Raw genomic sequence first — 18,539 nt, forward strand, 5'->3', positions numbered from 1 at the left:
TGCCTACATATCTGAATGACCTCTTCTCGTTTATGATGGCGACCGAAGCTTCGATTGCCTTGGAGTCCACTATATCAGGGATCAAACTTTTTCATAAGGACGCGATTTTTTTATATATGCTTTATAAAAGTAAAGTCATGCTCCTGGCCTCAAACCGTATAAAGTTCTTGAACCGAAACAGAAGAACGGCCGTCAAAAAAACGCCTACTCCACGAAAGGAATGGCGTTTTTCTTTTCTTACTGATGATTAGGTGCCCATGATCATGTAGATCCTCCATTGGTAGGGAATAATAATCATACGGAGTCGGCTTAATATGCGTGACTTTACTTTTCTACAGCATATTTAAAAAAATATCCTTCTTCTGGAAGGGAATCATACCTGCTATAGTGGACACCGAGGCCATTCGAACCTCAATAAAACGTATTGAAAAGAGGTTGTTCAAATATGCAGGTACAGTCTAACAATCCCGTTTGGCTTATTACGGGTACTTCGAGCGGCGTTGGAAGGGTTTTGGCGGAGGCCGTTCTGAATCATGGCCATCGCGTCGTGATGACGGCCCGGAATCCCGAATTTCTTAAGGAGCTTACGGATCGTTTTCCGAATACAGCCCATGTCGCTGCACTTGATGTTACCAACTCTAAACAGGTCCTGGAAGTCGTTGAGGAAGCAGAGAAAAAATACGGGAAGATCGATGTTCTTGTAAACAATGCAGGGATCGGATACAGCTCCGCTATCGAAGAGGGAGAAGACGATGCTATTCGATCCGTATTCGAAACGAACTTTTTCGGAGTTGCTTCGATCATACGCGCCGTCCTCCCGGGGATGCGCGAAAGAAAACAAGGAACGATCGTGAACGTCTCTTCTCTCAACGGAGTAGTCGCTATGCCGTCGCTTGGCTATTACAGTGCAAGCAAGCACGCTCTTGTAGGATTGACGGAAGCGCTCTGGCAAGAAGTAGAGCCGCTTGGTATTAAGGTTTTACTCTTAGAACCGGGTGGAATGAAAACCGGAATCATGCAAAAAAATCGTCAAAGCGTCCGAAATCCGGCGTATGACAAAACATCCGGCGCCGTGAAGGATTTGTTGGAAAAACAAGGGGAATCATTTTTGACTGGCGATCCAGAGCGAATAGCGCAGGTGATAATCAAGCTGGTCGAGCAGGAGGACAAGCCTCATCGGCTTATCCTGGGCAATGCTGCCTATGAACAGCTCGTGCAGAAGCTCGATGCAATGAAGGCCGAGTACAGCGCATGGGAAAGTATATCTCGCAGTACGGACTTCCCAACCAACTAACGCAGAACGAACCAGGCTGCCGGCAAGATCGGCAGCCTGTTCAATTAGGTCAGGCAAAACTTCATGAGGTGGAACGGGTATTCGAGCAGAAGGTAAAAGAAAGCGCCATACAGCATGTGAAAGATGCCATTTATCGACTATACTGATCCTGTGGTCCATAACGGATGATTGCGATTGCACGGTCGCATGATCAAGCTAGGAGGGCTTTAGGATGTCGGAACGGTTTCAGGCACTGCTTGTGGAGCATGAGGCAGCCTTCACAGTCGCGGTAAAGCAAGTATCAATGGAGGATTTGCCTCCAGGGGATGTTCTGATCAGGGTATCTTATTCCAGTGTGAATTATAAAGACGGCCTTGCCGGTACCCCGGATGGAAAAGTCGTAAAATCGTATCCTTTTATTCCCGGCATTGATTTGGCCGGGCATGTTGTGTCCTCTGCGGATGAGAGGTTTCATGAGGGACAGCCTGTGCTGGCAACCGGTTACGGGATCGGCGTTTCCCATTATGGCGGATTCAGCGAATACGCGCGTATCCCGGCAGAATGGGCCGTTCCGCTGCCGGAGGGCCTTTCTTTGCGGGAGGCCATGATCTATGGGACCGCCGGCTTCACAGCGGCGCTATCCATTCAGCGGCTGGAGGAGAATGGCATGTCCCCGGAGAAGGGCAGGGTTCTGGTAACCGGCGCGACCGGCGGAGTCGGCGGCTCGGCTATTGCCATGCTGAGCGCTTTGGGCTATCAGGTTGCCGCAAGCTCCGGCAAGGCTGCCGAGACGGATTATTTGAAATCCATTGGCGCAAGCGAGGTTATTCACAGGGATGCGATATATAGCGGAGGCAGCATCAAGCCGATGGACAAGCAGCTGTGGCAGGCTGCCGTAGACCCGGTGGGGGGAAGCTCGCTGGCCGCTGTTTTGAGCCATATTGCTTACGGCGGTTCGGTCGCCGCTAGCGGACTGACGGGAGGGACGGCTGTTCCGACCACTGTGCTCCCTTTTATTCTGCGGGGCGTGAATTTGCTCGGAATAGATTCGGTATTGTGCCCCGCGGACATTCGTGAGAAGCTCTGGAAGCGGATGGGGACGGATTTGAAGCCCGCCGTGCTCGAGCAGCTCGTGGACCGGGAAATAACGCTGAACGAGCTGCCTCAAGCGCTGACGGATATTCTGAAATCGCAAACCAGGGGAAGGGTGCTCGTTCGGATATCCTGATGCCTGGCTGTTCCTAAACTCATTTACAAACGAAATCCGTCATGAATCCGGAAGAATGCCGCTTTGCTCGTGAAGCGGCGTCTTTCGGATTTTTTGCTGCCCGGGGAGAATCCACCTCGGGCTTCCCTTATTCCTGAGCATTTGAGTTTGGATACAATTTGTACATAAATCGGAGAAGTTATTTTAACATCTATGTTTTACATTTAGCAGGTCGCAAGAGAAAGCCTTGATCGGGACAAGGAGGAGAGGGGCGTTATGAACATAAAAGGACTATGGATCGTAAGCTGCCTTGTTCTATTCATTCCAGCTGCCTGCAGCAGCGGAAATTCCGATATAGAGGGGCCAACTCCGCCTCAGGGAACGGGGGACACTGACGGTTGTGAGCGAACAGACGAAGCGGGAAGCGGACGATCCGTCAATGGCGGAGCACAGTGGAAAGGCGAAGCTTGTGATCTCAACCTACAGCCGGAATGAGCAGATCCAAACAGCCGTGAAGAAATATGAAGCGCTCCATCCCAATATCGAGATTGATCTGCAGGTCGCCCAAACCGATGTCAATGATCCCGATAAGCAGCTGGCAGATCAAGAGAAATTCGTTGCCGCTGCGAACACGGCCATGCTTGCCGGCAAAGGACCTGACCTGATTGAAATGGATTTGCTGCCCACGGAGAAATATGTGAACCGGAACCTGCTGGTGAATCTGAGCGACTTGATGCAGCAGGATCCAACGTTCAAGAAGGAAGACTATTTCACCAATATCCTCGATAACTCGCAGATTAATGGAGGGCTTTACGCCATGCCGTTATCTTTCTATCTCAGCGGATTGATCGGGGATGAGGGCGCGCTGGTGAAGGCCGGCGAGCAGGTGAACGACCAGAACTGGTCATGGAGCGAATTTGCCGAAATGGCGAAGCAATTATCCCAAAAAGGCGGGTATGAGCATGCATTCGGCAGTTCCCCGGATTATATGCTGACCGAGATGGTTTCCGAGAACTACGGTCTGTTCGTGGATGAAGCGAATGGCCGGGCGAGCTTCGATTCGGCATCGTTTACCGGATTGATGAAGCAGGTCAAGGCCATGTTCGACGAAGGCGTGGTCTATGATGCGCTTGCCGGCGGCCGTAAAAATATTAAAAAAACATACTTCGAAGAAGCTCAGATTCAGTCACCGGCGGATTATCTGTACGTATTGGAGGCCTATGCCTCACAGGCGAAGTTTTATACCAAGCCGCATGCGCAGGAAATGGGAGATGGAGGCTATTTTAGGGCCCGCCAGACTCTCGGTATCAGCGCAAGCTCGCCCGTCAAGAAGGAAGCCTGGGATTTCATCCATTTCCTCTTGTCCGAGGAGGCCAATTCCATTCCCGGCAATACCTCGGTTAGCAGTGGTTTTCCCATCGACAAAAGCGCATACGACAAACAAATCAAGCAGCTTCGGGACGAGGGGGTTCAGGCCTACAAGAATGGCCCGGCGAACAGTTCTGCGATCAAGCCCGACAGTACAATGCTGAAACGGCTTGATCAGCTGGAAGCCAATGTGACGGGGGCGGTGCACGCTCTCGGGAAACCATCCAGAATTGACGAGATTGTCACAGAAGAATGCCAAGCCTTCTTCAGCGGTCAGAAGTCGGCGGAGGATGTCGCCAAGCTGATTCAGAACAAGGTTGTGCTGTATCTGAATGAATAAGCTGCAGGCGGCCAAATCAACGATAAGGAGGAAGCGGCACTATGAAGAAAGCGAGCATAAAGAAGTTGATCACGGCTGCCAGCGCGGCTGCGATGTCGGATGGGGAGCCCGATGAATAGGCTCCGGCTTCCCCGTTTGCTGCGCAGGGACGGGATGGCCGCGCTTCTGTTTCTGGCTCCCAGCCTGGCCGGGTTTGCCGTATTCTTCGTGATCCCGTTCGCCATTGGCATCTATTATTCGTTCACAGACCAGACGATCGGCGGTTCATTTGTCGGCTTCGACAACTACAAAGAGCTGCTCGCCAGCGGCTCGTTCCGTAAAGCAGCGAACAATACGCTTCTATTCACCGGCGTGAGCGTTCCGCTTCTCCTCGCGCTGTCCCTGATTCTGGCTGTGCTGCTCAATCAGCGCGTCTGGCTGCGCAACTGGCTCCAGACCGCCTTTATTCTGCCGCTGGTTGTGCCGGTTGCTTCCGTCGTTATGATCTGGCAGATCCTGTTCGACTGGAACGGAAGCCTGAATGCCTGGATGAACGGTCTCCACTGGGGACGGATCGATTGGCTGAAATCGGACGGGTCCATGGTGGTGCTGGTGATTATGTATATCTGGAAAAATATCGGCTACGATATGATCCTGTTTCTGGCCGGGCTGCAGTCGATCCCGCAGGATTACTACGAGACCGCCCGCATTGAAGGGGCAGGCAAGCTGCGGCAGCTGTTTCATATTACGCTCGTTTATTTGACGCCGACCCTGTTCTTTGTATTATTAATCTCGATTATCAATTCCTTCAAGGTGTTCCGGGAGACCTACCTGCTCGCAGGCGATTATCCCTACGACCGCATCTATATGCTGCAGCATTATATGAACAATATGTTTTTTACACTGGATATCCAGCGCCTGACCGCAGCCGCCGCGCTCATGGTGGGATGCATCGTCCTGCTGGTGACGGTGCTGCTCTCGGTAGAGCGCCGATTCCGGGAATTTATGGAGTAAATGAGGGAGGGCCTATGATAAAACCACGATGGCTGCCCCGTTTGGCGCTGACTCTCCTGCTTGGGATCATAGCCGTGGCAACGGTGGCGCCGATCCTTCTTACCTTTACAAATTCACTCATGACGGAGCAGGAGATCGGCCGGAATTATGATTTAATCGGCAAGATGTTGGACGCGGCGGCAGGAGGGAAGGACCTCTTCGTGAATCTGAAGATCCTTCCGGATTGGCTTTCGTTCGAGCAGTACTCGCAGGTGCTGATCCAGAATCCGAAGTTTATGAAAATGTTCTGGAATTCGGCAGGAATGGTCGTGCCGATTATCGCCGGCCAAACGGTAATCGCATCACTGGCGGCCTATGCCTTCGCCAAGCTGCGCTTCAAGGGAAGGGACAAGCTGTTTCTGGTCTATCTGATGACGATGCTCATGCCGTTTCAGGTCACGCTGGTTCCGAATTATATGGTGGTGGAGAAGCTGGGATTATTGAATACGACAGCTGCGATAATACTGCCGGGAATATTCAGCGCATTCGGTGTATTCATGCTGCGCCAATTTATGACGCATATTCCGTATTCCTACATGGAAGCGGCCAAAATGGACGGAGCCGGGCATCTGACCATCTTCATCCGGATTATTCTTCCGCTTGTTCAACCGGGACTTGCCGCATTGACGGTTCTCCTGTTTGTCGATTACTGGAATATGGTCGAGCAACCGATCATATTTCTGCAGGATTTGGATAAGCAGCCGTTATCGCTGTATCTGGCGCAGATTAACCAGAATGCGCGGGGTGTCGGATTCGCAGCATCCGTGCTGTATATGACGCCGATGGTTCTGTTGTTCCTGTATGCTGAATCCTATTTTATTCAAGGCGTGCAGCTGTCGGGAGTTAAAGGATAGAAGGTTGGATCAAGATTTCCGTGGAGAGCCTTAGGAGTGATGAAAGTGGACAATCAGACTGATGAACAAAAGCTTGCGGCACGCAAACGCAGGATCCGGTTGATCGCCATACTGTTTTTCGGCATGCTTATCGTCGTTACCCTGTACAGCAACACGCTGCTGAACCTGACGCTGCCCAAGGTGATAACCGGACAGCCGGCGGCGGGAAATCTGGCCCATACGTATCAGGGCAATGCAACCGTCCGGCCTGTACAGGAGGCGGACCTGCAGAACCCGGCGGGCTGGAAGGTAAGCAAGGTGCTGGTGAAGGAAGGCGATGCGGTTCATAAAGGCCAGGCGCTCGTCAACTATGACAGCAGCGATGCCCAGAGCCAGCTTGAGGATGCGCAGGCCGCCATGAAGAAGTTGAAGCTATCCGTCAGCATGCTGCAGTTTAACTATATTCAGGCTGCTCAAAGTGAAGATCAGGCGGCCAAGCTGAACGCTCAAAACGCCCTGGAGAGCGCCCAAATCGATATCGCAACACAGGAGCAGCATCTGGAAGCGCTGCAGAAGACCATAGGGGAAAATCAGCAGCTGCTCGCGCCATTCGACGGGATCGTAACTCATGTCAATGCCATGGAAGGCCTGTCAGGGTCTCCTGCAGGTCCGGATATCCAGCTCTCCAACACCGGTCTTGGCTTCCAATTCGAACTGCAGGTGCCCGCCGCTATTGCATCCGGGCTCAAGCTTGGAGATAAGCTTGAGGCGAAGCTCTCTGAAGATGGCAACCGGGCCATCCAGGGCAGCATCGCGGAAATTAAAGACACCGTCGTGCCGGATAATGGCGGCCAGAACGCTTCCGGAGAAACGCAGACGCCCGCTGCGGCAAACCAGCTCGTGATCAAGGTTCAGGACAAGTCTCTTCATGGAGGCGAGCGGATTCAGGTGGATATTTCACAATCCAGCCAGGATGATGATTCGCAGCTCGTTCCAAGCCAGGCCATCCGGGAGGACAGCTCGGGAGCGTATGTCTATGTGGTTGAAGAACGGCAGGGGCCGCTCGGGAACGCTTTTTACGCAGCGCGCAGGTCCGTTAAGGTCACCGATTCCAATGAGTTTCAAACCGCTGTGAGCGGGTTGTTCGACCAGGAGCAAATCATTATTGAGAGCAGCGAGCCGATTCAGGAAGGCAGCAGGGTGAGATTGTAGGAAGCCGGCAGGCGAGGGATCAGGAGGCGAATTGAAACTTGTAAACCTCCGTCCCTTCAAGGCCTTCTGCGGTACAGATCAACGCTTTGCCATCGCTGCTCCACTGCAGCAGCCCGACATAGCCGGGATCGCCATACACGGTAATTTCGGAGGTCAGCCGATTGCCGTCCAGTTTTCCGGCCAATAGCTTCGGACGCTCATCCCCTGTGCGGGTGAGATAGGAAACGGCATCCATCTGAGAACTTGCCGCCAGATTGCTGAACATGCCTTCCTTCAGCAGAACGGGAGCGTCACCGCCGGAAGCGAGATAGAGTCCCTCGACACCGTCAATACGGCCGGATATGAGCAGTCTGCCGTCCCGGAGCGTTGTAAATTCATAAATTTCCATCTCAACCGTATCAGATGCCGTATCATCGTCCAGCTTAATGGTATGAATGGCCGAGAGACCCGATGTCATCATCAGCTGAATGGAGAGATAATGGCCACCGGGGGACAGCATTGGCTTTAGTGTTTTGGCTGCCATCTTCTTTTGGTATTCAATCGATTTGTCAATCGATTGGGCGTATTTTGCATAAATAGAGTCGTTTATCATGGCAATTGTTTTATACTTTTTTGGTCCTGTTTTTAAATCATACATTCTGATTTCTGATTTATATCCGTATCCAGATAAATCAATATACCGGTTATCGTTCAGCAAAGTCGCCCAATACGAGTATCCATCCCAGATGTCGATGGTCTTGTCGTTCACAAGATCATACCAGACGGTAATGATGTCTTTGCCGCCCTGGACAGAGCTGTAAATAAGCCTGGTCCCGTCAGGGGACAAGCTGCTGGATAGAATCGGCTGATTATGGACGATATCGCGGATCTGGTTGTTGTCGATGCTATAGACGGCGAGTGCGGTCGGGTCATTCGTTTCTCCGCTTCCGGTAGCGTGGAACAATATCTGATCCCCGTCCAGCAGCTTGGCCTCCTTCATGGGGCTGTCTACATGGCGTTTGATGATGGTATCGATACGCAGGCCTTCGCCGGCGGCTTCCTGAAACAGCGAAGGGTCCAGCACAACCGTCTTGTCGCCGTCAATCGTTCGTAAGGCAAGCTCCCCGACCCCCAGAAAAGCTGCAATGATGACGGCCATCAGAACGGCCAGCGCCATCATTCGGAAGAAAGGTGCTCGGCTGCGCTCACTCATGATCATGACCTCCCAATTCAATCGTGACTGTCGAACCCTGATGAAGCTGACTGTCAATGGTTACATGCCCGTTATGACGTTCCGCGATCGTCTTCACGATCGCAAGGCCAAGTCCGGCGCTTCCGCGTTCTTCTTTTTTGGTGCCCGCAACACGATAGAACGGATCGAACAGACGATGAAGATGCTCTTCGGCAATGCCCGGCCCCTGATCCTCCACCCGTATGCGGATCCGGTTATCCGCCGCTTGTTCGGCGGTAACATGAATGGTCGTGTTCACGCCTCCGTATTTGACCGCGTTATCCACCACATTAATGAGCATTTCCCGTAATTTGACCTCATCGCCGATAAGCTGAAGACCCGGCTCGTCGGCGCAATCAATACGGATCCCGTATTTTCTGGCTTTGACCCTCATGTCTTCGCAGACGTCCCTAACCAGATTGGACAAGTCGACCTCCTCCAGCCGGTAATCAAAACCTTCCGCAGCGGCAGTCGAAAATTCAATGATCTGCACGACCTTGTCGTTCAGCCTCTGACTTTCGTCCAGAATATATTTCATGCCCTTGTTGAAGAAAACGGGATCCGTAAATCCGTTCTCCATCATGATTTGCGCATAGCCGCGGATCGTCGTAAGAGGCGTCTTCAGTTCATGGGTTACATTATCGAAAAAGGTTTTGCTCATAGCCTGGGTTTCCTGCAGCGTATCCCGTTCCCGCTCAATAATGGCGATCTGCGCTTTAATCTGCTTGACCATGATCATAAATGAACGGGATAAATCGCCAATCTCATCGCGGCTGAGGGCCGGGGGTGCAGTCTCATAGATCCCTTCGGAAACACGCTCAAGACTGCGCGCAAGCTTGCCCAAGGGCTTCGTGATCCGGACTGCGAGCAGGGCGGCGGTCAGGAAGACAAGCAGGAAAATTCCGACGGCAAACCATCTTACGGTCGACAGGAAGCGGCTTGTAAAATCATACAAGCCCGAGTAATCCTTTACCATATGGATAACGCCGATCAATTTACCGCCGGACTCTACGGGACTTGACAGACGGACAGTGGTTTCCGTGCCGGATTGCCGCAGGGAATAGGCGATTTTGCCATGCAGGGACTCGGCGAAGTCGTTGGTTGCAGGCATCAAATCCGCGTTCAGATCGGATAAACCCTTGCCTGCGGGATCGTACACCGATATCGGGCTGCCGACGGCAGCGCTCAGCTCCTTGACAAGACCATCCGCTTCGAAGCCGATAGAGTCCTGATCCATTGATATATTTCGGGTCAGAAAATACTGTTTGACATAAAGCTCGATCGTCTTGTTGGCCTGAATCATGTCCTGATTGATGATGCCCGAGACATTCTGCTCCGTGATTCTCACAGATACAAGGAGCAGGGCGGACAAGCCGGCGAATATAACGACGGTAAAAGACAACAGGAGCTTATGCCGGATGGGAAACCGGATTCCGCCGGTACTGCTCATGGCATCCGGTACCCTACGCCGAACACGGTTTCGATAACGGAATTCCCGTCGCCGTCGTCAAGCTTTTTGCGCAGCCGCTGGACATGGATGTCGACGGTGCGGGTATCGCCGGCAAAATCGAATCCCCAAACCTGATCCAGCAGCTGTGGACGCGTGAATACGATGCCCCGGTTATCGGCGAGAAACAGCAGCAGATCAAATTCTTTGTTCTTCAGATCCGTTTCCTCGTCGTTCTTCCACGCTTTCCGCTGCCTTCTGGCGATTTCAATTTGTCCGCCGATCGCGAGGCGTTCCGCTGCATTGCCCTGGGATTGCTTGATAACAAGGCCGATTCTGCGGAAGATCGCTTTGATCCGCACAATGACTTCGCGCACGTCAAAGGGCTTCGTAATATAATCGTCGGCTCCGAGCTCCATTCCCAGGATCTTGTCCACCATATCTGATTTCGCTGTCAGCATGATGATGGGGATATTCCAATCCTCCTTCGCCGCGATTTTGCATAATTCGAATCCGCTCCCGTCGGGGAGCATCAAATCAAGCAGGATCAGATCCGGCCGGCCGGAACGGCCCATCGATTCCGCTTCATTCCCGGTGCTTGCGCGCATGACGGAGAATCCTTCTCTCTCCAGGGCATAGACAAGCAGCTCCGCGATGGCCTCCTCATCCTCTACGACAAGAATCTTTTGCTTAAGCATTTATGCTGCACTCCTTAATTTCGGCGCCTCGCGAGGGGACCCTTCGAGTTGCTGAAGTAAATGATCGGGTTGTCTGTCTTTTATTATTGTAGCAAATGAACAGAGGCCATAGTTTCTTTGACAGAGTTTACCGGCTGATTTTACATTTTGGATACATGTAAGCGGGAGCCGGATACATATTCAACAGTTAGAGAAAGGTTAAGGCGGTGTGCCATTGCCTCCTCCATTTTTTACAATTAAACTAAAAATAGACAGTTCCCAGGGAATAAAATATGTGTTATCATTTAATGAGAACAAATGTTCTGATCAAGGAGATGGACAAATAACGGAAGGAAGATGCAGGTATGGCAATGGATCGGTACGCAGAAATAGACGAGGTGATCGCATTCATACATCAGAACATCTATGATCCGCTTCCGCTTTCCTTATTGGCCGGCCACATAGCTTACAGTCCTTATCATTTCACACGCATTTTCAAGGAAAGAATCGGTCTGCCGCCCTTATATTATGTCTCCTCGCTCCGGCTTCAGAAGGCCAAGGATCTGCTGCTGCGCACAAATTTGAGCATACGCGACATCGGTCTGGAGATTGGACAGCAAAGCCTGGGAACCTTTACCACCCGTTTTACCGAGAAGGTAGGCATGACACCGTCCGATTTCCGCAACTCGACGCAGCAGGCGAACAGCCATTTTAATTCCCTGGAAAAGCTTAAAGATTGGCAGACGGCGCAGCTTGTTTCCGATCGGCATGACCGGGTAGAAGGGTCCATTCAAGCGGAGATTCCATTTGAGGGCATCATTTTGATCGGCTTGTTTGCCAAGCCTATTCCGGAAGGATTCCCGCTGTACGGAACCGTGCTGCCGTCACTAGGGGGCTTCTGCTTTACCGGAGTCAAGCCGGGAACCTATTATTTGATGGCAACTACGATTTCCTGGGGAACGCAGGGGGTGGATCTTCTGCTTCCTCAAGCTACTCTGCGAACCCGCTCGAAGAAGCCTATATTCGTCGGCCCCAATACGATCGTCCCCCATCAGCAAGTCATGCTCCACGTTCCCCGTCTGGACGATCCGCCCATTCTTATTTCCCTTCCCTTGTTGATGAATGTGTTCCTCAATCGGGTTCATCAGAACAATGATCAACAAGAAAACAATACCAATAAATCCGGTTTAATCCATATCAAATAAAACAAGACTGTCTTCCTGCATGCTCAGCGCAGCAGCCCGCCTGATAATCCTCATCGCATCCGCGCAGCATTCATCGAACGAAACAAAGAACGGCCTTCGTTCGCATGGATGCGAAGAAGACCGTTCTTTGTATGCCGGAAGACATAAGGATCAGCTGCGCCTTATTCGGCTGGCTTGCTGATCCTTACGTTCAGGAGCCAGCGCCGATACTGGCTTTCTCCCGATTGCCCTGCAGCCAGAAGACAGCGGAGAAAACGACGATGCAGACCAGCGCGACAATGAAATTATAGAAGAACACGCTGCGCATGCCGAAGGCTTCGCTGGCAACGCCTCCCGCAATGCTTCCTATGATCCGGGCAATTCCCAGGCTGAGCAGGCCGTTAAATGTTTGACCGCTTGCTTTCAGCTCATTCGGTACTTCCTTGTTAATAACGGTTACCATGGTCACGGACAATACGATAAAGATCAGTCCATGCAGAACCTGAACCGGCAGGGTCCAGTAGGGATTCTGAATGACGGAGAACAGATACCAGCGCAGTGCGGCAGCAGCTCCAGCCCCCATCAATATATAAGGAATCTTGACATGCTTGAAGATTCGGTTCGACAGAAGCAGGAACGGAATCTCGCTAAGCGAAGAGATCACCATCGACCATCCCAGCCATGCGCTGCTTCCTCCCAATTCCTTGAAATAAAGGGGGAAGAATCCATAATAATAGCCGAGAGTGATCTGAAGAACAAAATTGGCAGCCATATAAACCACAAGCTTCCGGTTTTTTAACAGCACCCAAACCCTCATTTTCCTCCCTTTGGATTGATGTCCCTCTATTGCGGGAAAACGCAGAACCAGCAAAAAGCAGACTGCAAGAATGGCAGCGTAAATGCCGAACATCAGGTCAATGCGCTTCTGCGCGATGAGACCGAACAGGATAGACATGATCGCATAACCGACTGTTCCGCCCAACCGGATATGGCTGTAATTGCCCCGCTTGCGCTTGTCCAGAACCTCCAGCGTCACGGCGTCGCTGACAGCAAAAATCGAGGTCTGAAAAAAGGTAAACAGACAGATCATGATCAGAAGATAAACGAAGTGATTGGACAAAGGATACAGCAGCATGGATATTCCGCTTCCGGCGATCAGCAGCAGCAGGATGCTGTTCTTGGTTCTGGCGCGGTCGCTCAGCGTACCCCAGACCGGCTGGGCGAGAATGGCAATCAGCGGACCGAGACTGAGCAGCGTTCCGATCTGCGACTGTGAGAATCCGACATGTTGAAAGTACAGCGGAATGAACGTACCGTATACCGCATTGCTCATATAGATAAAAACGTAGAAAAACAGAAAATACGCAAGATTAACAGGCATGCTCTCCATCCTTTACTCGTATTGACTTCATCCTGGTGCTATAAGACGGGCTCTTAGAGTAGTTCGATGAATGTTTCAGGATTCCTCTACAAAATTACGCCAGTCAGCCGGAGCTGGGAGGAGGCCGGAGAGCCGGCAACAAAAAAAGAACCCGGTCCGTGCAAACGCTGCACGGATCGGGTTCTACGTAAGACTGAAGTTACAGCACACGTCGTGCGGTAACGTATTTGCTCTGCCAATAGGTTGTGTTCATGCTCGCAATGGTGACCCCTTTGGTGCTCGAGCTGTGCAGGATTTTGCCGTTGCCCGCATAGATCGCAACATGGCTGATTCCGGCGCCTCCCGTATTGAAGAATACAAGATCGCCTGTACTGAGATAGCCCTTTGCCACTTTCTTCCCTGCCGTCGCTTGCGCGACCGATGTGCGGGGAAGCTTGATGCCGCTGGCTTTAAACACATATTGAATAAAAGACGAACAGTCAAATGCGTATGTAACGCCTGCCGGCGCGCCGAAACGGTAAGGAACACCAAGAAATTGGGTACCCGAGCTGATGAGACTTAGAGCCGCGGGCGTAGCGGCATGCGCCGATGGTGTTTGGACGGCTGCGGTAGCTGAGAATCCGATCGCAGCGCAAATGGCTGTGACCATAATGTTTTTCAGGAATGGTTTCTTCTTGAGATTTTTCTTGGTCATGATCGTATGCTTTCCCTCCAAGCGTAGGTGTTAATAAACTGTAAACTGTTTCTTACTATAGCACACTTATTTTTCACCAGGATTTCCCAAAAAGAAGGAAACCGCTGTATCTTCAACGGAATAAACCCGATTATGAGAAGAGAATGAAAAACCTCTCATCTCTTCGGACATGCCGAAAATGATTGCGTTTACAGCTTATTGAATATAAAATTTGATCGAGTGGACGAAGGGGGAGCCATATGAATCGTTTTATTCCTAAGCAGGCGTACATCCGGATTTTCTTGAGTTTATGCATTCTGTTCACGGTCGTCTCCGTACCTTTTGTGTACATGATGACCCATCAGTTCTCCATCTACGCGATGAAACAGATTGATCAGGTGAATGAGACAGAGATAGCACATTCACGGGATAATGCCGAATTTATTTTCAACAAGATGATTGCGTACGGATTTAATATGTATGCGGACAAAAGCATCAGCACCTGGCTGATGGCAAGCGAAGAATCCCAGGGGACCCAGGTCGACGCCATTGTGGCGGCCAATAAATATATGACAACGGAGCCCTTTCTGGACAATGTCTATTTAATTAACATGCGGACTGAGCATACTATCGACCTCAAATATGGCTTATCCTCGTTTCAGCAATTCCGGGACCAGCCCATGCTGGAGATGGCGAAACAAAAAAGGAGCTCTTATCAGCGGTTCTTCGTTCATCAGGTCAATGGCACAACGAAGCTCGCGATGATCATTCCAACCGTCCCATCCGGGCAGCAATCGTTCGGGTATCTGGTCCTGCTCCTGAATGATGCCTTGATGAAGCAGTATTTGCTCAAGGGGGACGCCAATTCGGAGATCCAGTCGTTTATTCTGGACAATGAAGGTAATCTCATGCTGGGAGCTTCCGACTCCACGCAATTGAATATGGAGCTGGCTGCGACTGCGGTGAAGGGTTCAGGCAGCTACACGAAGGATCATAAGGGCGAGTCCTGGTCTGTTCAATATGCGCTGATCGAGCCGCAGGGCTGGTATATCTATCATATGGCCAAGCTGGAAGGCATCCGGGCCGATTTTATTTCCTTCCGTTTGAAAATGATCATATTTGTCTCCTGCCTCGTTGTCGTGCTGATCGCCATCCTGTTCTGGAATTCCCGCCGCACCTATAAGCCATTCTCGCAGCTTGCCGATCAATTGGAGATGAAATTCGGCCTTCATTTGAAAAATAATCAAAAAGACGACAGCTCCATGGCTGAGTATAAAGTCATCCGCTACGGGATCGAAATGCTGGAAGACCGGATGGGGCAGCTTGACTCCTCCATGCGCGAGCACCGGAATGTCATTAAGACCGAATATCTGAGGCAGTGGATTCTGCAAGGAAAGCTGATTACGCCCGTGGAGCATTATCTCCGAGAACAATCCAGTCTGTTCGAGCACGAGGAGCTCTATGTCAGCGTCATCCGGATCAATGAATTCAGCCGGTTCAAGGAGCAGTATAATTTTGCCTCGAGAAAGCTGATGAAATATGCGATCGGCAATATTGCCGAAGAGGTTATCAACCGCAGCTGGTATGCGGAATCGGTCGACCTTGGCGGCGACCACCTGGCTCTCTTGATATCGGGAAATCATGTTCCCATGAACGAATTGACCGGGGTATTGGAGGAAGCCAGAGAACAGATCAGACAGTGGACGCAAATACATATCACTGCTGCCGTGAGCGGTCAGAAGTCGTTGAGCGACGATGTGCGCAGTATTTATCAGCATATTCATGAGCTGACCATGCTCAATTTTATTTCGGGCGCGGAGAAAATCTTTATCGAACGGGATTTTGAAGACTATATGCAGCGCGTTCAACCGCTGGCCGACGATAATTTGCTCGATGAGCTGATCAAGAAGGTGCGAATGGGAAGGCCCGAGGAAATTGCGGCAAGCCTGGACCTGATATTCGCCCATATGCAGACGATGCATTATACACAAAGCAAATTTCAGCTTTCCTTAATGCTCTACACGCTGTTCAAAACGTTCAATAAGCTGCCTTCCGTGGAATCGGTTGAGGGTATTGAGAATATTCTGGAGTCGTTCGACAAGCTCAGCGGAGTAAGGGGCTGGCTGGAGCAGGAGCTGCTCGGCATCATCGACGATATGAGCAGCAAGAAGGGCGCGAGCCGCCGCGATGAGGTCGTTACGGAAATCGTGGAATACGTAAAGAACCATCTCCATGATCCGATGCTGACGATCGAAGAAATATCCGGGCATCTTTCCTTGTCGACACGGCATGTGCGGCAGCTGTTCAAGGAGGTATTCGACAAGACGCTTTCGGATTACATCCTTCAGGAACGGATTGTCAAGGTGAAAGAGCTGCTGGTATCGACGGACTGGACGGTGACGGATATCGGGGAACGGTCCGGTTTTCAGACGAAAAGCCATTTCTTTACGGTATTCAAGAAAGCAACCGGGATGACGCCGAGTCAATACCGGGAGAAGCAGTGATGATGCGATTCTGACAAGGGACTTCCGGCTGAACCAGCCGGAGGTTTCTTTGTCGTTACCAGCAAACAAGTATCCTTAAGCCTATAAGATCCGATCACGCAGGAGCCTGGTCCTATGTGCAGTTCTGCCCCCGACAGCCTGTCATTTCCGGTTTACGCACCTTACTTCCGTATTGAGAACCTTGATTCCATGCGGTTTCAGTACCCGTATTCCATTATCAGAACTATACAGGGGAGAGGCCGGCATCATAAGCTTGGTCGTAGAAAAACAAATCATCTCACACCAGGAGAGGAGACGAAAGCAAAGGTGGCCATACTTAGAGAAATCGTGAAGAACAAGTATTTGTATGTTCTCGCACTGCCGGGATTGCTGTTTTTGATCGTGTTTGCCTATATTCCTATGGCAGGGCATTTGATTGCTTTCAAAAAATATCGCCTGGCCGATGGATTATGGGGGAGCGAGTGGGTCGGGTTTGATAATTTCAAGTTTTTCTTTATGAGCAGCGACTGGTACAAGGTTACGTTCAATACGATTTTTCTGAACGGCTTGTTCATCGTATGCGGACTTGGAATCGCCCTGATTCTTGCGATCTTTCTGAATGAGATCCGCAATCTGGTATTCAAGAAGATCGCCCAGTCCTTCATTTTCATGCCGTATTTTATTTCCTGGCTCGTTGTCAGCATGATGGTGTTCGCTTTTCTGAATACGTCGGACGGCATATTGAACCGGACCTTAATGTCTTACGGAGTAGAAGGGGAGAACTGGTATTTGAAGCCCGGACTCTGGCCGGCCATTCTGACCATTATCTATATCTGGAAGTTTGCGGGGTATTTCTCGATCATCTTTCTGGCCGCGATCACGGGCATTTCGGGCGATTATTATGAGAGCGCGCGGATTGACGGGGCAAGCCGGTTTCAGCAGATTATTCATATTACGATTCCGCTGATCCGCAACGTCGTCATTGTTCTTGCACTGCTTGGCGTCGGACGGATTTTCTATGGCGATTTCGGCATGATTTACGGAATAGTGGGCGACAACGCTCCGCTGTATCCAACAACCGATGTTATCGACACCTACTCGTTCAGAGCGCTTCGCCAATTGGGAGATTTCAGCAAATCATCGGCTGTTATCCTGTACCAGTCCGTTATGGGACTCATTACGATCGTGGTCTTCAATGCCATCGCCAAAAAAATCGACAAGGACTCCAGCTTGTTCTAAAAGAAAGCAGGTAAGCGAATGGAAAATTCAATCCGTCAGGTTAAAACGATGAAAGCGATGAGGGTCAAGACGGACAGATCCCTCTCCGAAAAAGTGTTTATTATTTTCGTTTATGCCTTCACCGGCGTATTTGCTCTAATCTGTCTGCTTCCGTTCTGGCTGGTGCTGATCAATTCATTCGCCACGGAGATAACGATGAAGCAGCATGGCTATCAATTGATTCCGAAGGACTTCTCTCTCTCGGCTTATCAATTTCTGCTTGAGGGCAGGCAGGTGTTCAGCAGCTACGTCGTGTCCACAACGGTGACGGTCGGCGGAACGGTTCTCGCCCTTCTGCTCACCTCCATGTATGCCTACGTGCTGGCTCATCCGAAGGTAAAGTACCGCAACATTCTGAGCTTTCTCACTTATTTTACGATGATTTTCGGGGCTGGTCTGGTCGGCTTCTATATCCTCATCGCCAATTGGCTTGGTCTGAAGGACTCCCTGTGGGCGTTAATTCTGCCCTATATGCTGAACCCGTTTTTCGCTTTCATCATGGTATCTTTCTTCCGGACTCTGCCTTATGAAATCAATGAGGCGGCAACGGTTGATGGCGCGAATGACTTGACGATATTCTTTAAAATCATTATCCCGATTTCCAAACCGGTTATTGCCACCGTAGGGCTGTTCTACGCGCTTCAGTACTGGAATGATTTCTTCCTGGCGCTGCTGTTCATCGACAATTATAAGCTTCATCCGCTGCAAATGATGATCCGGCAGCTCATTTCCAGCATCAACATCAGCGCTTACGTAGGCGGCAGTCAAACGACTTATACGCAGCCTTTGCCGACTTATGGGGTGCAGCTGGCGACCGTGTGCCTGACCATCGGGCCGATTATCTTCCTGTACCCGTTTATTCAGCGGTTTTTCGTGAAGGGGATTACGATCGGCGCGTTGAAAGGATAGTCTTGATCCGGAATCTTCCGGTTAAGAATACA

Annotated in this window: 16 protein-coding genes; 11 read left to right on the forward strand and 5 right to left on the reverse strand. The window is 50.9% G+C overall.

Going from position 1 to position 18,539, the window contains the following annotated elements:
* The first annotated feature begins 445 nt into the window (after nt 1-445).
* The 7 genes from ACFOLF_RS33205 (at nt 446) to ACFOLF_RS33235 (ending at nt 7,265) form a co-directional block, all read left to right on the forward strand.
* A complete protein-coding gene (locus ACFOLF_RS33205; RefSeq protein WP_210043928.1) occupies nt 446-1,294 on the forward strand; it encodes an oxidoreductase in 849 nt (282 codons plus the stop codon).
* A 211-nt stretch (nt 1,295-1,505) separates the two neighbouring features.
* A complete protein-coding gene (locus ACFOLF_RS33210) occupies nt 1,506-2,501 on the forward strand; it encodes an acrylyl-CoA reductase family protein (protein ID WP_210043927.1) in 996 nt (331 codons plus the stop codon).
* Nucleotides 2,502-2,880: 379 nt separating this feature from the next.
* Nucleotides 2,881-4,188, forward strand: a complete 1,308-nt coding sequence (locus ACFOLF_RS33215) for an ABC transporter substrate-binding protein (RefSeq protein WP_210043926.1) — start codon at nt 2,881-2,883, stop codon at nt 4,186-4,188.
* Nucleotides 4,181-4,303: a hypothetical protein gene (locus ACFOLF_RS33220; protein WP_379112638.1), complete on the forward strand. Its 123-nt coding sequence runs from the start codon at nt 4,181-4,183 to the stop codon at nt 4,301-4,303. The genes ACFOLF_RS33215 and ACFOLF_RS33220 overlap by 8 nt, the downstream gene beginning before the upstream one ends.
* Nucleotides 4,300-5,181 (forward strand): carbohydrate ABC transporter permease, encoded by an 882-nt coding sequence (locus tag ACFOLF_RS33225; protein ID WP_210043925.1) that lies wholly within the window; start codon nt 4,300-4,302, stop codon nt 5,179-5,181. The genes ACFOLF_RS33220 and ACFOLF_RS33225 overlap by 4 nt, the downstream gene beginning before the upstream one ends.
* A 14-nt stretch (nt 5,182-5,195) precedes the next feature.
* Nucleotides 5,196-6,074 carry a carbohydrate ABC transporter permease gene (locus tag ACFOLF_RS33230; protein WP_210043924.1) on the forward strand — a complete coding sequence of 293 codons (879 nt, stop codon included), beginning with the start codon at nt 5,196-5,198 and terminating at the stop codon, nt 6,072-6,074.
* Nucleotides 6,075-6,119: 45 nt separating this feature from the next.
* Nucleotides 6,120-7,265 carry an efflux RND transporter periplasmic adaptor subunit gene (locus tag ACFOLF_RS33235; protein WP_210043923.1) on the forward strand — a complete coding sequence of 382 codons (1,146 nt, stop codon included), beginning with the start codon at nt 6,120-6,122 and terminating at the stop codon, nt 7,263-7,265.
* A 19-nt stretch (nt 7,266-7,284) separates the two neighbouring features.
* On the opposite strand, the gene ACFOLF_RS33240 is transcribed toward ACFOLF_RS33235, so the two are convergent.
* From ACFOLF_RS33240 to ACFOLF_RS33250, 3 genes are read right to left on the reverse strand one after another with little or no spacing between them, the layout of a single operon-like run.
* Nucleotides 7,285-8,457 (reverse strand): PD40 domain-containing protein, encoded by a 1,173-nt coding sequence (locus ACFOLF_RS33240; RefSeq protein ID WP_210043922.1) that lies wholly within the window; start codon nt 8,455-8,457, stop codon nt 7,285-7,287.
* Nucleotides 8,450-9,925, reverse strand: a complete 1,476-nt coding sequence (locus tag ACFOLF_RS33245; protein ID WP_210043921.1) for a sensor histidine kinase — start codon at nt 9,923-9,925, stop codon at nt 8,450-8,452. Before ACFOLF_RS33245 ends, ACFOLF_RS33240 begins: the two co-directional genes overlap by 8 nt.
* Nucleotides 9,922-10,620, reverse strand: coding sequence for a response regulator transcription factor (locus ACFOLF_RS33250; RefSeq protein WP_210043920.1), 699 nt, complete (start codon nt 10,618-10,620; stop codon nt 9,922-9,924). The genes ACFOLF_RS33245 and ACFOLF_RS33250 overlap by 4 nt, the downstream gene beginning before the upstream one ends.
* Before the next feature lie 350 nt (nt 10,621-10,970).
* On the opposite strand from ACFOLF_RS33250, the gene ACFOLF_RS33255 reads away from it, so the two are divergent.
* Complete coding sequence (locus ACFOLF_RS33255; RefSeq protein WP_210044047.1) at nt 10,971-11,804, forward strand: helix-turn-helix transcriptional regulator; 834 nt, start codon at nt 10,971-10,973, stop codon at nt 11,802-11,804.
* Nucleotides 11,805-11,994: 190 nt separating this feature from the next.
* On the opposite strand, the gene ACFOLF_RS33260 is transcribed toward ACFOLF_RS33255, so the two are convergent.
* Both ACFOLF_RS33260 and ACFOLF_RS33265 read right to left on the reverse strand, forming a co-directional pair.
* Entirely contained in the window at nt 11,995-13,164 is a 1,170-nt protein-coding gene (locus ACFOLF_RS33260) for an MFS transporter (RefSeq protein WP_210043919.1), read from the reverse strand.
* Nucleotides 13,165-13,363: 199 nt separating this feature from the next.
* A complete protein-coding gene (locus ACFOLF_RS33265) occupies nt 13,364-13,858 on the reverse strand; it encodes a C40 family peptidase (RefSeq protein WP_210043918.1) in 495 nt (164 codons plus the stop codon).
* 239 nt (nt 13,859-14,097) lie between these two features.
* Between ACFOLF_RS33265 and ACFOLF_RS33270 the strand changes: the two genes are divergently transcribed.
* The 3 genes from ACFOLF_RS33270 to ACFOLF_RS33280 all read left to right on the forward strand — a co-directional run bounded on the left by ACFOLF_RS33270 (nt 14,098) and on the right by ACFOLF_RS33280 (nt 18,507).
* On the forward strand, nt 14,098-16,341 hold the full coding sequence (locus ACFOLF_RS33270) for a helix-turn-helix domain-containing protein (protein WP_210043917.1): 2,244 nt from the start codon (nt 14,098-14,100) through the stop codon (nt 16,339-16,341).
* Nucleotides 16,342-16,647: 306 nt separating this feature from the next.
* Nucleotides 16,648-17,559, forward strand: a complete 912-nt coding sequence (locus tag ACFOLF_RS33275) for an ABC transporter permease (protein WP_379112641.1) — start codon at nt 16,648-16,650, stop codon at nt 17,557-17,559.
* Between the two features lie 18 nt (nt 17,560-17,577).
* Nucleotides 17,578-18,507: a carbohydrate ABC transporter permease gene (locus ACFOLF_RS33280; RefSeq protein WP_379112644.1), complete on the forward strand. Its 930-nt coding sequence runs from the start codon at nt 17,578-17,580 to the stop codon at nt 18,505-18,507.
* The last annotated feature ends 32 nt before the right edge of the window (nt 18,508-18,539 follow it).

It is taken from the genome of Paenibacillus sepulcri (genome assembly GCF_042647105.1).
Lineage (GTDB): Bacteria > Bacillota > Bacilli > Paenibacillales > Paenibacillaceae > Paenibacillus_Z > Paenibacillus_Z sepulcri.

Coding starts and splice junctions, on each gene's coding strand:
- ACFOLF_RS33225 (WP_210043925.1), top strand. CDS start 4,300: ATGAATAGGCTCCGGCTTCCCCGTTTGCTGCGCAGGGACGGGATGGCC.
- ACFOLF_RS33260 (WP_210043919.1), bottom strand. CDS start 13,164: ATGCCTGTTAATCTTGCGTATTTTCTGTTTTTCTACGTTTTTATCTAT.
- ACFOLF_RS33220 (WP_379112638.1), top strand. CDS start 4,181: ATGAATAAGCTGCAGGCGGCCAAATCAACGATAAGGAGGAAGCGGCAC.
- ACFOLF_RS33210 (WP_210043927.1), top strand. CDS start 1,506: ATGTCGGAACGGTTTCAGGCACTGCTTGTGGAGCATGAGGCAGCCTTC.
- ACFOLF_RS33280 (WP_379112644.1), top strand. CDS start 17,578: ATGGAAAATTCAATCCGTCAGGTTAAAACGATGAAAGCGATGAGGGTC.
- ACFOLF_RS33265 (WP_210043918.1), bottom strand. CDS start 13,858: ATGACCAAGAAAAATCTCAAGAAGAAACCATTCCTGAAAAACATTATG.
- ACFOLF_RS33270 (WP_210043917.1), top strand. CDS start 14,098: ATGAATCGTTTTATTCCTAAGCAGGCGTACATCCGGATTTTCTTGAGT.
- ACFOLF_RS33230 (WP_210043924.1), top strand. CDS start 5,196: ATGATAAAACCACGATGGCTGCCCCGTTTGGCGCTGACTCTCCTGCTT.
- ACFOLF_RS33205 (WP_210043928.1), top strand. CDS start 446: ATGCAGGTACAGTCTAACAATCCCGTTTGGCTTATTACGGGTACTTCG.
- ACFOLF_RS33255 (WP_210044047.1), top strand. CDS start 10,971: ATGGATCGGTACGCAGAAATAGACGAGGTGATCGCATTCATACATCAG.
- ACFOLF_RS33240 (WP_210043922.1), bottom strand. CDS start 8,457: ATGAGTGAGCGCAGCCGAGCACCTTTCTTCCGAATGATGGCGCTGGCC.
- ACFOLF_RS33245 (WP_210043921.1), bottom strand. CDS start 9,925: ATGAGCAGTACCGGCGGAATCCGGTTTCCCATCCGGCATAAGCTCCTG.
- ACFOLF_RS33250 (WP_210043920.1), bottom strand. CDS start 10,620: ATGCTTAAGCAAAAGATTCTTGTCGTAGAGGATGAGGAGGCCATCGCG.